Source organism: Heyndrickxia sp. NPDC080065 (assembly GCF_050281185.1).
Taxonomy (GTDB): Bacteria; Bacillota; Bacilli; order Bacillales; family Bacillaceae_C; genus Heyndrickxia.
In genome coordinates this window covers 26,975-41,055 of the sequence record NZ_JBNNWS010000003.1, presented here as the reverse complement: position 1 = coordinate 41,055, position 14,081 = coordinate 26,975, and the positions used below count along the sequence as shown (strand labels likewise).

The 14,081-nt window shown below is 34.6% G+C and carries 16 protein-coding genes, 1 riboswitch and 1 other annotated feature; of the genes, 9 read left to right on the top strand and 7 right to left on the bottom strand.

The features are described from left to right. Positions 1-258 precede the first annotated feature (258 nt). From ACQKP0_RS03920 to ACQKP0_RS03900, 5 genes are all read right to left on the bottom strand, one after another. Entirely contained in the window at positions 259-1,068 is an 810-nt protein-coding gene (locus ACQKP0_RS03920) for a protein phosphatase 2C domain-containing protein (RefSeq protein ID WP_427404507.1), read from the bottom strand. A gap of 5 nt (positions 1,069-1,073) precedes the next feature. Further along, positions 1,074-1,520 carry an HIT family protein gene (locus ACQKP0_RS03915; protein ID WP_427404506.1) on the bottom strand — a complete coding sequence of 149 codons (447 nt, stop codon included), beginning with the start codon at positions 1,518-1,520 and terminating at the stop codon, positions 1,074-1,076. Positions 1,521-1,578: 58 nt separating this feature from the next. After that, positions 1,579-1,795 (bottom strand) — a binding site (T-box leader). Between the two features lie 541 nt (positions 1,796-2,336). Next, positions 2,337-3,020 (bottom strand): hypothetical protein, encoded by a 684-nt coding sequence (locus ACQKP0_RS03910; protein ID WP_427404505.1) that lies wholly within the window; start codon positions 3,018-3,020, stop codon positions 2,337-2,339. Continuing rightward, positions 3,017-3,913 (bottom strand): ABC transporter ATP-binding protein, encoded by an 897-nt coding sequence (locus tag ACQKP0_RS03905; RefSeq protein WP_427404504.1) that lies wholly within the window; start codon positions 3,911-3,913, stop codon positions 3,017-3,019. Before ACQKP0_RS03905 ends, ACQKP0_RS03910 begins: the two co-directional genes overlap by 4 nt. 6 nt (positions 3,914-3,919) lie before the next feature. Further along, a complete protein-coding gene (locus tag ACQKP0_RS03900; RefSeq protein ID WP_427404723.1) occupies positions 3,920-4,270 on the bottom strand; it encodes a GntR family transcriptional regulator in 351 nt (116 codons plus the stop codon). Positions 4,271-4,513: 243 nt separating this feature from the next. On the opposite strand from ACQKP0_RS03900, the gene ACQKP0_RS03895 reads away from it, so the two are divergent. From ACQKP0_RS03895 to ACQKP0_RS03875, 5 genes are all read left to right on the top strand, one after another. Beyond that, positions 4,514-5,020, top strand: coding sequence for a YfiT family bacillithiol transferase (locus ACQKP0_RS03895; RefSeq protein ID WP_427404503.1), 507 nt, complete (start codon positions 4,514-4,516; stop codon positions 5,018-5,020). Positions 5,021-5,069: 49 nt separating this feature from the next. Continuing rightward, entirely contained in the window at positions 5,070-5,459 is a 390-nt protein-coding gene (locus ACQKP0_RS03890) for a VOC family protein (RefSeq protein ID WP_427404502.1), read from the top strand. A 176-nt stretch (positions 5,460-5,635) separates the two neighbouring features. After that, a complete protein-coding gene (locus tag ACQKP0_RS03885) occupies positions 5,636-6,265 on the top strand; it encodes a hypothetical protein (protein WP_427404501.1) in 630 nt (209 codons plus the stop codon). 142 nt (positions 6,266-6,407) lie between these two features. After that, positions 6,408-6,935, top strand: a complete 528-nt coding sequence (locus tag ACQKP0_RS03880) for a GNAT family N-acetyltransferase (RefSeq protein ID WP_427404500.1) — start codon at positions 6,408-6,410, stop codon at positions 6,933-6,935. Between the two features lie 34 nt (positions 6,936-6,969). Further along, positions 6,970-7,560 (top strand): histidine phosphatase family protein, encoded by a 591-nt coding sequence (locus ACQKP0_RS03875; protein ID WP_427404499.1) that lies wholly within the window; start codon positions 6,970-6,972, stop codon positions 7,558-7,560. A gap of 279 nt (positions 7,561-7,839) precedes the next feature. On the opposite strand, the gene ACQKP0_RS03870 is transcribed toward ACQKP0_RS03875, so the two are convergent. After that, complete coding sequence (locus tag ACQKP0_RS03870) at positions 7,840-8,343, bottom strand: DinB family protein (RefSeq protein WP_427404498.1); 504 nt, start codon at positions 8,341-8,343, stop codon at positions 7,840-7,842. 126 nt (positions 8,344-8,469) lie between these two features. Further along, complete coding sequence (locus ACQKP0_RS03865) at positions 8,470-9,162, bottom strand: YetF domain-containing protein (protein WP_427404497.1); 693 nt, start codon at positions 9,160-9,162, stop codon at positions 8,470-8,472. 318 nt (positions 9,163-9,480) lie between these two features. On the opposite strand from ACQKP0_RS03865, the gene ACQKP0_RS03860 reads away from it, so the two are divergent. From ACQKP0_RS03860 to ACQKP0_RS03845, 4 genes are all read left to right on the top strand, one after another. Further along, a complete protein-coding gene (locus ACQKP0_RS03860) occupies positions 9,481-10,506 on the top strand; it encodes an ArsR/SmtB family transcription factor (protein WP_427404496.1) in 1,026 nt (341 codons plus the stop codon). Between the two features lie 152 nt (positions 10,507-10,658). Beyond that, on the top strand, positions 10,659-11,885 hold the full coding sequence (locus ACQKP0_RS03855) for an MFS transporter (RefSeq protein WP_427404495.1): 1,227 nt from the start codon (positions 10,659-10,661) through the stop codon (positions 11,883-11,885). 280 nt (positions 11,886-12,165) lie between these two features. Further along, positions 12,166-12,672, top strand: coding sequence for a DinB family protein (locus tag ACQKP0_RS03850; RefSeq protein WP_427404494.1), 507 nt, complete (start codon positions 12,166-12,168; stop codon positions 12,670-12,672). 44 nt (positions 12,673-12,716) lie between these two features. Continuing rightward, positions 12,717-12,802, top strand: a riboswitch (ZMP/ZTP riboswitch). Between the two features lie 159 nt (positions 12,803-12,961). Next, the gene (locus ACQKP0_RS03845; RefSeq protein WP_427404493.1) at positions 12,962-13,801 is read left to right on the top strand and encodes a bifunctional 5,10-methylenetetrahydrofolate dehydrogenase/5,10-methenyltetrahydrofolate cyclohydrolase; all 840 of its coding nucleotides are present in this window, start codon (positions 12,962-12,964) and stop codon (positions 13,799-13,801) included. The last annotated feature ends 280 nt before the right edge of the window (positions 13,802-14,081 follow it).

Sequence of the window (14,081 nt, the reverse complement as noted above, 5' to 3'; positions counted from 1 at the left end):
TGGGTGAAAATATTGGTGTTGTTCAAGGATATTAAAGTTGTGTCATGTGGCTTAAAGAAGTACTACGTGAATTAAAATTATATTATATGAATTAAAGTAGTATTCTAGGTTTTACAAATATGATTTAAATGAAAAAAATAAAAATGGGCCAGTAATAAGTTAATTACTTGGCCATTTTTATATTTATAGTGGTTATCATTTTTGTACACTACCCATTCTTCAACTATAGCCCCCGGTAGTTTAAGAACAGTTTTTAACTTATTCATCACTTGGTTTTGTCACTTCTCCTGTTATATTCACGTCCCAACAAATGATTGTTGTACTATCTCTTACACTATTTTCTTTGATGGTATTTAAAAGTGCCAATATACCATCGTTAATTTGATTATTTTTCATTACTTTATAAATATCTTTAGAATTAGAAAAGGGTTCATTAGGACATTCAACTAACCCATCAGTTGTTAAAAATATACGATTTATTCCTTTTCTTAATTCTCTTATTCCACTACTATAACAAGGAACCACTTTCTCAAATGTGTTAACTTGCCCAACCCATTCGTAAAATTGTCTTTGGTTTATTTGATACTGACCAAGTTTGGCAAGTTCTGAATGAAATAGGTAAGAAAGGCAATCCCCTATTGAAAACCACCAAACATACTTATCTTTTCTTAGAACGATTAGACAAGCTGTTTCACCTTTGACTTTTCGACAATCAGAAATAAATTTTTCTTCTTGAAACAAGTTTAGTATTGTTCCTTCAAGTCTTTTTAAAGTTTGTTCAAATGATAGGGATAATAGATTTTGTATTTCTATTTTTACCTTTGAAAATTGTTCTATTACTAATTCAGCACTTTCGGCTGAATTGTGAGCATCTAAAATCACAACAAACTCCCAATTTTCTTCTTCATCTGTCCATACCAGACAACCATCTTCGTTTTTATACTGTCCTGCAACTGAATTGCCACCGAAACGTCCTATTGATATATGGTTAATATTATTGATATTTATTTTGTCTACGAAACTCGCTTGGCTCCCAATCCAACTAAATTCACTAATGGAATTTTCCATATCAGTCAGTTATTCTCCAAATATGCTTTTATACGATTGCATAATTTTACAACTGCATTGTTATCACCCATAGGTGCATTTTCCCAATCGTAAACTTCTGATGGCCCCCAATATTCTTTTGGTGTATTAGGATAACGAGCTACTATGTGCATATGAAGATGCGGAACCGAATTCCCTGAAACAAATGAATAGATGTGCTCAGCGTTTTCTGACTCCTTTAGAGCCTTGCTGACTCTAGCCATAATGACTCCGAATGCTTTTGCCTCTTCCACTGTCATATCGGCAAGTGTAGGAGCGTGTCTTTTTAAGTCAATCATAATATGACCTAGATAATTTGGTTTACCGTTTCTATCAATATGGCCTACATAAACATATTCGTCTTCGTAAATCATTACTCCCGAAGTTTCAATATTCCCAGCATGTTTATTGCAAATAAAACAACTTTCACTCATTAGTAAATTCCCCCTTATAAATTCTAAAATATGAAAATAAAAAAATCCTACTGTCTCATAAAGAGACGATAGGATATTTATCGTGGTACCACTCTTCTTGTTTCATTTTTTTTAAATGAAACTTCTTAGGACTTGTTTACGGAAGTTAACCGTATAGATCTACATATCAATCTATCCACTCCTAGGCGAGTTGGGGAGGTTAATGACTGTCTTGCACCTTCCGACAGCTCTCTATACAATAACTTATCCTTAATACTCCTAATCAAAGTGTTTGATTTATATATTTTTAAATATTCTATATATTACCATTCCATTTGTCAATAGTTTAATCTTCTTCCTTTTTCAACCACCCTGCCAGTTAGCAGTTCAATAAGAAAAGTTGCCAATCTGAAAATTTTATAAATCTTTCTTTCATCTACTAGGAGGATGATTTCCATAATATTACTTTAATCTTCCTTGATAAAAAATAAAGTTGTATATCATGATACAACTTTATTTCATCATTTGTAACAATTTTATTTGACAATCAGGAATTGAGTAATTGTCATAATAAAACTTTAATTAATGTGTACAGGTGTATTTAAAATAAATTGAACTTTTTTCGATTATCATGAATAAATAAATAAAATCCCAATTTTTCTCGGTATATAACACTGAGAACATTGGGATTTTTATGTTCGGATATCAATAACTTTGTTAATCGCATTCTCTTGATGCATCTCCTAGAGTCAGTGATGGTAGATTTATAGTATCCAAATTAACAAGGGTTTTATCGATTTTGCTATTTTCATTTTCTCTCATTTCAGGTTACTACAGTTAAACGGTTGCTCTTCGAAGGAACAGATACGATAAGAGCGTATAAACTACACTTACAAGTATGATTCCTAAAGAAAGTAGATTAGGATTATGGGACACCCATTTAAAGATTGGAATCCACCATTGAAAATACGTACAAGCAAAACTTAAAACGGTAAAAAGAAGAACTAGAATGGTGAAAAAGAGATACATTCCGTTTCGTCCAAATCTTCGGTACAAGCTGGAGATAATAAATCCACACAAAAACATGTGCGACAATAAAATAAAGAAGATCCATAACTGCCAGAAGACATTGTCGTTAAAAGCGTTTAGTAAGCTAAAAAAGTGTAGATCATGACCCCATCCGCTCGTTAGGTTTTCTAAAAGGGAAAATACGGATATTACGACTGCCGATACTGCGCTTACGACCATAAAGACAGTAATAGTACCTAAAAAGTAATCTTTTCTTCGTACGCTCAATCCTAATGCGAATGGAAATGTATGTGCGATTATCCCAATACCTATAATAAACATATAAATAAATATAGAAGCTAACCCACCCGTATAAAATCCTTTATTATCATCTACTAGAACAACAATCAAGAGATTTATCCCAAAGCTAAATAACAGAATTGCCCATGGAAGGAGAAGCCATGAAAATTTAGATTTCATATGCATTTTCATAACAGGAGATAATCGATTCATTTGTTTATTACCGCCTTTCTATGTGATTTGCCGTCCGTTAGATGAATGATTAACTGTTGCATAGAGACCGGCGTAATTTCTAATCCCAGCTCTTCTGCCTGTATTCTAGTTTTTAGATTCAATTCTTCCATAACTGTTGTTGAAACCAAGCTGCCAATTGATTCTCGTTTCAATATTTCTTTTCCAACGGTAAAGGAATCTACCTTTTCGGAAGGCCCGACGACAGAAAATGCCCGACCACGAATAGCATCTGCTTCCTCATTGATAATCAGCTTTCCCTCGTTGATTACTAATACATGCTCTAACAGCTTGCTTACTTCGTCAATTAAATGGGTGGATAAAATAACTGTTCGAGGGTACATTCCGAAATCCTCAAGTAATCGATCGTAAAACATAGTTCTAGCAACAGCATCCAGCCCTAAATATGGTTCGTCAAAAATAGTAAGCGGTGCACGGCTTGCTAGACCGACAACGATCCCTACTGAAGATAGCATTCCTCTAGACAACTTCTTAATTCTCCGTTTAATAGGCAGTCTGAAATCTTCAATTAACGAGTATGCATACTCCTGATCCCAGTTTTTAAAAAACGATGAGCAAAGATCCAGTACATCAATAATTCGAAAAGTATCAGGATACTTTTGACTTTCCTTAATAAAACATATTTGGCTGAGTACGGAGTGATTTTCATAGGGTGACTCTCCAAATACTTTTATCTCCCCACTAGTAGGGAAAAGTTGTGCCGTAATCATATTCATGATGGTTGTTTTTCCAGCTCCGTTTCTTCCGAGTAACCCATAGATCTTTCCTTCTTCAACAGAAAAATTAATATCATTTATTGCAGTTATATCCCCATACGATTTTGTTAGATTTTTAACCTCAATTATATTATTCATCGAATGTTATCCCCCTTTTTGGATCATTTCAGTTAATTGCTCCCTTGTAATTCCCAGCTTTTCTGCTTCGTGAATCATGGTCACCACATACTGCTCAAAAAATTGTTCTCTCCGTTTTTCCATTAATTTCTTGCGAGCACCATTAGCTACAAACATGCCAACACCTCGTTTTTTGTATAAAATGCCCTGATCTACCAACAGATTCACTCCTTTTCCTGCCGTCGCTGGATTGATTTGATAAAAAGACGCGAATTGATTTGTTGAAGGAACCTGTGATTCTTCGAGCAGTCCGCCTTCAATGATGTCATTTTCGATTCGTTCAGCAATTTGCACGTATATAGGACGGCTGTCATCTATCAATGTTCTACTTCCTCCTTCGTTACTTTGTTAGTTAATTACTTATGTAACTAACTATATAAGGTGAAAAATGTTCTGTCAATAGGTGATTTAAAATATTTACACAATTTGCGAAAATAGCCTTCGCATAAGATAGCTCGTATTTTCCATAATCTAAATAGGATTTTATTTTAATTTATCGTCAAGGTATAATAGTTCCAAGAAAACTTTTTAGAAATTAAAGAAAAAGGGTGGGGGAATAGTATGAATGAACGATTTCCAATAGGTGAATTCGAATGTGCTGAACACATTACAACAGAAGATATAAAGGCATGGATTAATGAAATACGTTTGCTGCCTATGAGATTAAAAGAAGTCGTTAATTCTTTGAATGACGAGGCTCTAGAATGTACATATAGAGAAGGTAGTTGGACCATTCGGCAAATAGTCCACCATATTGCAGATAGTCATATGAATGCTTATATCCGCTTCAAATTAGCATTAACAGAAGAAAATCCAACTATTAAACCATATGCTGAAGATAAATGGGCTGAGCTGCCAGATTCCAAATTACCCATATCCGTTTCTTTGAAAATAATTGAAGCGTTGCACGAGCGTTGGGTTTATTTACTCGAAAACTTAACAGCTGAGCAACTAAAAAGAGCATTTATTCATCCCGATTCTGGTATTGTAACAGTTGAAAAAAATATAGGTATTTATGCATGGCATGGTAATCATCATTTAGCCCATATAAAAAATGCTGTTCGTTAATATCTAGTATATAATTTCACTAACATTTTACAAAAGGAGTAGATCATAAATGGAAAATTCAAATCAAAAAATTACAACGTTTTTAATGTTTTCTGGCAAGGCAGAAGAGGCAATGAATTTTTATACTTCTTTATTTAACCAATCTGAAATAAAAAGTGTTTCCCATTTTGAAAATGGGCAAGTGATGAAGGCTGTTTTTACATTAAAAGGTCAAACGTTCATGGCTAACGATAATGGCTCGGGAGTCCATCATAATTTTACTCCGGCTATGTCATTATTTGTTACTTGTGATTCTGAGGAGGAAATAAATCATATTTTTGAAAAGTTATCACAGGAAGGGAAAGAACTTATGCCATTGGCTGCCTATCCTTTCAGTGAAAAATTTGGCTGGGTTGAAGATAGATATGGTGTTTCCTGGCAGCTAAATCTTGCAAAATGATATCAATTTGCATGCAATGTTATATAAAAAATAAGCTGTATTTAGTATGTATCTTTTAGTCATGCGTACATATAAATAACGAAATGGAACATAATTTAGATATAGTGAAAAAATAATTAGGATGACCGGATTTCTGAAATTAGATAGTTAATTTTTAAAAGGGAAGGACTTACATCATGATTTTTCGTTCGGCTCTTAAATACATATCTGTTTTGGTATTTTTGATTTTTTCCACTTTTATCTATCCTTCCATTTCAACAGCTGAAAATAGGGATAATATACAACAGCAGGCATTTTCGAATTTTGAAAAAAAGATCTTTGAAATGATCGACTCTAGTATGGAACCATTAAATAAATTAGACAAGGAATTAGATGAGGAAAGCTTGAGGAAGATTGTTTTATCAGCGAAACAAAAATTTTCCGAAAACCATAGGAGCTTTCTAAAAATAAAGGTACCTGACGTACTTTCAGCTGATATCAAGGCTTCGCTAGAACAAATTAAAGATGAATTCTCTACAGGATTTTTAGTTTTACAAGAAAGCATGGACTATTTTGCACAGTATATGGAGAATCATAGTCACCTATTGTTAAAGAAGTTTATGGAAAAGCGAAACAGAGGATTTCTTTATATTGATGGTGGATTAACTTCGCTGGCTACAGTCAGATTACGGTTAGATGCACCGAAGTTGGAGGCAACTCCGAATGTTTGGGATGTAGGAAAAAGGCATCTATACGAATTACCAAAAAAAATTCCTGAAAATAATAAGGCAGTTCCGATAAAAAGCAAGCTTCGCAAAAGTAACTGATATGATAATGACCTCTTAAAACAATTTTTGTATTAAGAGGTCGTTTTTTTTTGTTAGGAAATAAATATAAACATTGAAAATTTACTAACTTTTTAATAAACTAATATTTTACAGCTTATTTGTTTTTTGGGGAGGTTAAAAAATGATTCATTTCGAAACAGAAAGACTGCTTTTTCGGGATTTTGAACTGAAAGATTTACCAGAGTTCAAAAGAATGAATGAAGACTCAGAAGTAATGAGATATTTCCCTAAAACACTTTCACATGAAGAAACGGAATCTTTTTTTCATGCAATAGTGGATGAATGGAAAGCGTATGGATATGGATTATTTGCGGTTGAGCGAAAGGATAATGGAGAATTTATTGGCTTTATCGGATTTCATCGAGCCACATTTGAGGCTGACTTTACACCTTGTATTGAAATTGGCTGGCGCTTAAAAAAAGAAGCCTGGGGACATGGATTTGCAACAGAAGGTGCAAAGGCTTGTTTAAAATATGCGGAAACAGCGTATGATTTCAAGAATATTTATAGCTTTACCGCAAAAATAAATATGCCATCAGAACGGGTGATGCAAAAAATCGGTTTAGTAAAGATCAAAGCTTTTTCTCATCCAAAGCTAGATCCTAACAGTCCATTATCCGAGCACGTATTATATGCATTAAAGAAATGAAGTTAGAAAAAATTTACTGATTGGATGTGTGCAAATGACTAGAATTGGTTTCGTACGACATGGAAGTACTGCTTGGAATAAAGAGGGGAGAGCACAGGGCAATGCTGATATCCCGCTCGATGAAGAGGGCCTGTTCCAAGCTAGCAAACTTGCAGAACGATTAAGCAATGAAAATTGGGACTTTATCTATTCTAGTGATCTATTAAGAGCAAAACAGACGGCAGAAATAATAGGAAATAAAATGGGGAATAAACAAGTCCTACTCGAACAAAGACTCCGTGAAGTTGGCGGCGGCCAGATTGAAGGGACAATTGAACAAGAAAGGGTCACAAAGTGGGGAAGTAATTGGAGAGAACTAGATTTAGGAATCGAAAAGGCCGAAAGTGTTATTGAGAGAGGTCAATCATTTATTGATGAGGTAACGAAGAACCATCACTCACAAAATATCCTAATCGTTTCTCACGGAGGATTCATTAAATACTTATTGAAAGAACTAGTCCCACATTTGGATTTGGAAGCTTCGATAAAAAATACGTCCCTTACCAAACTCTTAAAAACAACGGATGGTTGGGATTGGGAACTATTCAATTGTTCTAGTCATTTAGATGATGTGGTCAAAAACTAAAAGAGCTAAAAAAGAGGGCGTCTCATAATAGTCAACTCGTTGGTTTTGTGACACCCTCTGACCTATCATGTTTCCATTTGGCTGTTTTCGCATAGATTGCTGCTTCGTATATAGCTCCAATCCTTAAATAATAGGCTTCGTGCTCTTTTCATCATCCCATACTCATTATGAAAGTAGTAAATAACCGTAAAAATCCTACTAGATATTTACTTCGTAAAATCTCTGCCGATTTTTACTTTGTTGTAGAAAGCAATAATGTTTCAGAAAAGAGCCTTCCATTTACATTTTTGGCGCTTCCATTCCTATCTTTGCCCATTCTTCTTTTGAAGGGCCGTAGACACCTGGAACTGTTAACCCTGCTTGACGCATAAGGACAGTCATTTGCCCGCGATGATGAATTTGATGTTGAATAACAAACGTTAATAATATTCCGTTAGTCATATTTTGTCCAAAAATATTGTGGACTTCTTGTAGTTTTTGATTGCTCCACTGAGTTTCCACGGCATGTAAAAAAGCTTCACTCGTTTTTCGATAGCTATCTGCAATATACTTAGCTGAATCAGGGACAGGAAAATCCTTTTCTGGCGAATCAAAGCTTAGACCAGTTTGTGAACCAATCACTTTAACCGCAGTCACAATATGCCAAGCAATCCTTCCCAATGTCCAATGACCTGGAGCGATTTCCTGATGAAGAGAAGCATCGGTCAGCTGATCCAAAACCTTCTGAGTTTCCACTGTTTCATGTTTCCAAAGTTGAGAAAATCCTTCTAAAGTTACAAACATATTAAACCCCTCCTCATGATTTGTATATCTAAAATATTCTCTAGAATATTCATTTTTTCCTATCAAATTTTAAATAAATATGAAATTAGGACTTTGTAAGATACCTTCATTCAATGGAATAACCAACTATTGAACATTAATTTTCCTATCTACAAAAATACTTCCATCGGTTTGCAATTCTGCGTAAAAAATATCGTTCAAATTCGGAAATCCTTTCCTTTTTAACTCGTTTAATAACCAATCTTCATTTATATTAAGTTCTTGTAAGTTTTTACCTATAAATTTTCCATCAACCACTAATTCTGTAGGAATATATGGACGACGCTTCACCTGAATATTTGCGTCTTTTTTCGTTACCGGTTCGTATTCTTCCTTTTTTAGCACACTTAGCTGGCCATTTGGTTCAAGAATCGCATATTCGACCTCGGAAATGGCAAATACATTCTTTATCCGTAGAAGCATACTTAAGTCATCCATATTCAATTTATTGGAAGAGAGAGCTTTTTCCATAATTTTTCCGTGTTTAATGACTATGGAAGGCTCACCATCAAATAATATTCTCGATCTTGAAAATTTTAAAACTGTATATTCTATAGCTGCAGTTAAAAATACCCACAGAGCTAATCCAATAATGCCATCTATGATTTTAACATCCTTATGTATCACCAAATCACCTGCAATATTCCCTAAAGCAATCCCAGTGATATATGAAAAAAAAGACATATGAGCTAATTGTTTCTTTCCGAGTAAGCGAATTAAAAGAAGCAATACAAAAAAGCCAATAAAAGTACGAACAATTGTATCTAGTATCAGAACCATGTCCTTCTCCTTGTGAAAGGTTTATGAGAGCTATTATTTACCATTTTTATTATTTTCATGTATAGTCCCATCAATGGTGTCCATCAATGGTGTCAGGCACCGCCCATGGACAAACGGGGTATTTTTCCACCCCACATGGACACAATCTGTTATATTTACAAAATTTGTTATAGTGTCCGCCATGGGTGGAAAAAAACATTAAAAGTCCACGGCAGGTGCCTGACACCAGTTTCGATTTGTATCGAAAGTCACCATTGACAGATATGAAATGATATGTGTATATTATAGCTATGATTAAGAATGGGGGCGTAACTGTTTATGAACATCGGAGATAATGTTCTAATTATTAGTTCACCTGTGTTTGAGCAATTATCATCTATGTTTGTATTGCAAAGGAACGCAGATCTTTTTAAAGATTTGTCTGTTGAGGTACAGAAATGGGTTGATGAGAAGAAACAGAGTATTTCACAGGCGGTTATCAGTGAATTAGAAGTTTTTTTTAGTAAAGAAAGCTTTGTTGGTTTAAGCATGATTCGTTACGCGTATGAAAATAATTGTTATCAATCGATTCCCGAATTTATCAACCAGCTTGAATCAGAAACAGCACATACGATTTACAAACATTTTTTACAGACTGGCTTTACTCCAGAAGAAGTCACAGATATTCATAATATCGATGAAGTTTGTCATTTTATAAAAAATTCAAGTTTGCCTGAGAATGAAAAATGGAAATTAACTTATTTATACGTCGACATCGAAAATACAAAAATGCGGTTCTTATCATTAATAAAGCAGTATTATGAGTTTTACTTCAAAGCGGATATTCCTTTCTTCATGGAAAAACAACAAAAAACCTTAGATTATTTAAATGAAAAGAACGTACTTTCTACTAGGGAAAATGTAGGGGAAGCTTTTCCGATGATTCCTTCCTATGTCATAGAAAATAAAGAAACGACACTAATCCTTTCACCATCCTTTTTTTATGATACAGCCTCACTATGTTCGGAAACGGATGAATCGTTTTTGTATCATTTTGGTTTAAATGAATATGATCAAATCGAAAAAAACAAAATGTCTCAAGATGATGTGTTAGATGCGATAAAAATTGTAGCAGATGAAAAGCGAATTAAGATCATCAAGCTTTTAAACAAAGCACCTAGGTATGGATACGAGCTTGCAAATACGCTGGACTTGTCAAACTCAACCATTTCACATCACCTTTCAACTCTTAGTTCGATTGGAATTGTGTTCTCGACTAGAATTGAAAACAAGGTTTACTACCAAATAAATAAAGAAAAACTGCAAATGTTAATGGAATCGTTAACTAAGTCATTGCTGGAATAATGGAGATCCCTTATGGACTCCTTATTTTAAAAATCGACATTCGATGTTAATCGAAAGATATATTTCACGTAAAGTGAAAGGTATTTTTTTAATAAGTGATTCTATGTTTATCGAATTTATAGTTTTATATCAATAGAAAGACGGTGTATATGATGAATAGTAATTTATTAAAAAATAAAAACTTCGTCCTGTTGTGGCTGGGGAACGGTGTTTCCGTTCTAGGGAACCGCTTTTATAACATCGCGATTATGTGGTATATCATTGAAAAAACAGGATCGTCCCTTGCCTTAGGATTAAGTGTCCTTTGCTTTACTGTTCCGTCTGTATTGATCATGCCTTTTTCCGGAGTATTAGCAGATATGAATATTAAAAAACATCTCCTTGTTATATCCGACCTAGTAAATGGATGTATTATGATTTCCATCGCTGCATTAATGTTTAATGATGGGTTTCCTATTTATATTCTCTATGCCCTTATGATTGCTTCATCCATTGTTTCTGCTTTTTTCGGTCCGACAATCGGTGCAACTATTCCCCTTATTGTTGGAAAAGAGGGACTTACGAAAGCGAATTCTTTTATGCAGGTAACTAATCAGTTATCAAATATCCTTGGCCCGGCACTTGCGGGGGTGCTTATTGCTTTAACACATATGTGGATTTTGTTTTTTATCAATGGTGTATCCTTTATTATTTCTGCAATAAGTGAATTGTTTATTAAAATTCCAAAAGTCGATATCGAGCATGCAAAGAAGAATTTTATGCTGCAATTTAAAGAGGGTTTGAATTATGTTATCCAATATAAAACTCTCTTACATTTAATCATTGTTGGGGGAGTCATCATCAACTTTTTCCTAGCGCCATTAAACGTATTTATTACTGTTCTGTGTAACCAAGTGTTAAAGGTCGGGGCTAGTGGGATGGGAATCGTTGATGCGGCTATATCTGTTGGTGCATTAGCAGGTAGTTTGCTTATTTTGCTAAATATAATGAAAAACAAAGTGAATATGGTAATTTTGGGGTTATCTATTGAAGGGATTGCACTTTTAATTGCAGGGATATTTACTGAAAGCTATATAGCACTGATCTTTTTTGCCTTTATTTTAGGATTAGGAGTATGTTTTGCTAGTGTTGGGATCGGAACTTTATACCAAACGATGGTTCCAGAGAATAAAATTGGCCGTGTAGGAAGCTTGACTTCCACATTAGGAACGTTTATTGTCCCGATTGGAACGATGTTTGGTGCCTATATCATAAACCATCTCTCTATTTCATGGGTTTTAAATGTATCAGGATTATTAGTAACACTCTCAGGTCTATCATTAATCATTACTCTAAAAAAGATAAACTCAAAATCAGTGCCAGATACATTGGGTGCATAACATCGATATTCTTCATTCTGATTAAGTTTAGTATTGAAAAATTTACCACTGGTGATTAGGTCAGCGTTTTTTTTACAGAATAACTAGCTAAACTCGTGCCCCGTAGGCTCTTTTTTGTATCAACAAATAGACTAGCAAAGAACATGGAGAAATAAAAAATTCGGATAAATTTTGAGTGATGCTGATTCCCTTTATTTTTAGTGAAAATAAAGGAAATCAGAAAATCATATTGAATTTACTTATAGAGATAACCATTTTTTGATTAAAGGGAGGATTCTAAGTGGAACATTCATTACAGTTGTATCAATATCATGTTTGGGCAAACAATGAGATCTTTAAGCATCTAAAACAAATACCGGAAGTGTACTCTCAAGAAGTGAAAAGTGTTTTTTCATCTGTTAAAGAAGTTCTTTATCATATGTATCAAGTAGAATATGTTTGGCTAAGAGCAATTTCTGGTGATCCGTTCAATGAGATAGTCGCTTCTGCTCAAAAATTAAAAGAGGAATTCAACGAAAAAGATATTGATGGAATGGAAGAGTCTTTCCTTCAATTATCGGAAAAATATAAAGCATTTATCAATAGCCAAGAAGACATGAATGGAAGCACATCCATTCAGCATCCTCACTTTGGAACGCTTCAAACATCTTATGCAGAACTTATACAGCATGTAGTCAATCATGGAACCTATCACCGTGGGAATATTACTGCGATCCTTAGACAGCTGGGGTATAATGGTAAAGCAACTGATTATATTTTTTATTTATATGCTATAAGTCAATCTTGAACACTAAATTTCTGTGTGATATGATCAAAATATACATAAGCATTGAATAGCACAGTAACTGACGACATTTGTGGAATGAACCACATGGGAGCTGTGTTTTATATATAGTCGGGTCGTCTGGGCAGAGATAAGGAGGTAACACCATCCTTATCTCTTTTTTATTGTCTAGCGCAAGCAGTCGTCCCCTTGAGGTCAAAAACAAGAACCATAGAGACTTCTATGGGTGGAGAACATTTTTGCCAGAGGCTGATCAAGGCTTGCGCATTTCGAATTTTAGGAGGATTCTCTAATGGAAAATCTTATTTTAGATGGAAAACTTGTTGCTCAGAGTGTAAAAGATAGCCTAGTAGAACGTGTGTCAAAGTTAAAACAAAACGGTGTAACCCCTTGTCTTGCAACGATCCTAGTTGGTGACGATCCATCTTCCGAAACGTATGTGAAAATGAAAGGGAATGCTTGTGAAAAAGTAGGTATTCAATCGATGCGTATTCACCTACCGAAAGAAACGAAGACAGAAGAATTATTAGAAACGATTCAGAAGTTAAATGACGATGAAGGGGTTCATGGTATCCTGCTTCAACATCCTGTCCCATCGCATATTGACGAGAGAAAAGCATTCGAAGCCATTGATATTCGCAAAGATGTCGACGGTGTAACAAGTATTGGATATGGTCAAACCGCTTTCGGTTTTGGGCAATACCCTTCCTGTACCCCGGCAGCTATTATGAAAATTCTAGACTATTATCAAATTCCAATTGAAGGCAAGCATGCAGTTGTTATCGGAAGGAGCCCGATTTTAGGGAAGCCGGTTTCTGCCTTACTATTAAATGAAAATGCCACTGTGACTACATGTCATTCACGTACAACCAATTTAGCAGAAATGGTAAAACTAGCTGACATAGTTGTAGCAGCTGTTGGAAAACCGAATTTTATCCAAGGGGATTGGATTAAAAAAGGTGCAGTTGTACTAGATGCTGGTTATAACAAAGGTAACATCGGTGATGTGGATTATGAAGCATGCCGAATAAATGCTAGTGCGATCACTCCTGTTCCTGGCGGAGTAGGACCAGTTACAATTTCGATGCTGCTCAAGCATACGGTTGACGCAGCAGAAGAAACGCTTGTCTAAAAAATATAAAATAATAGGAGGATGACCCAAAATCAATGTAGCTGAGATTTTATGGGACATCCTCTTTTTTTATAACTCCCTCAGTAAAAAGAAGAAAATTAATCATCTAGATAGAATGTATGTTGAATTAAGATATTATGATATGATGTTTTTTTATAAAGACTATTTTCGTAAACTGGTTGCTTTTGGTCTTATAAATAGACGGTAAACTCCTAATATTTGTACGGATATAATTTTCTATTCGAAAAACAATAGGTTAGAATCCGCAACGATTTTACAA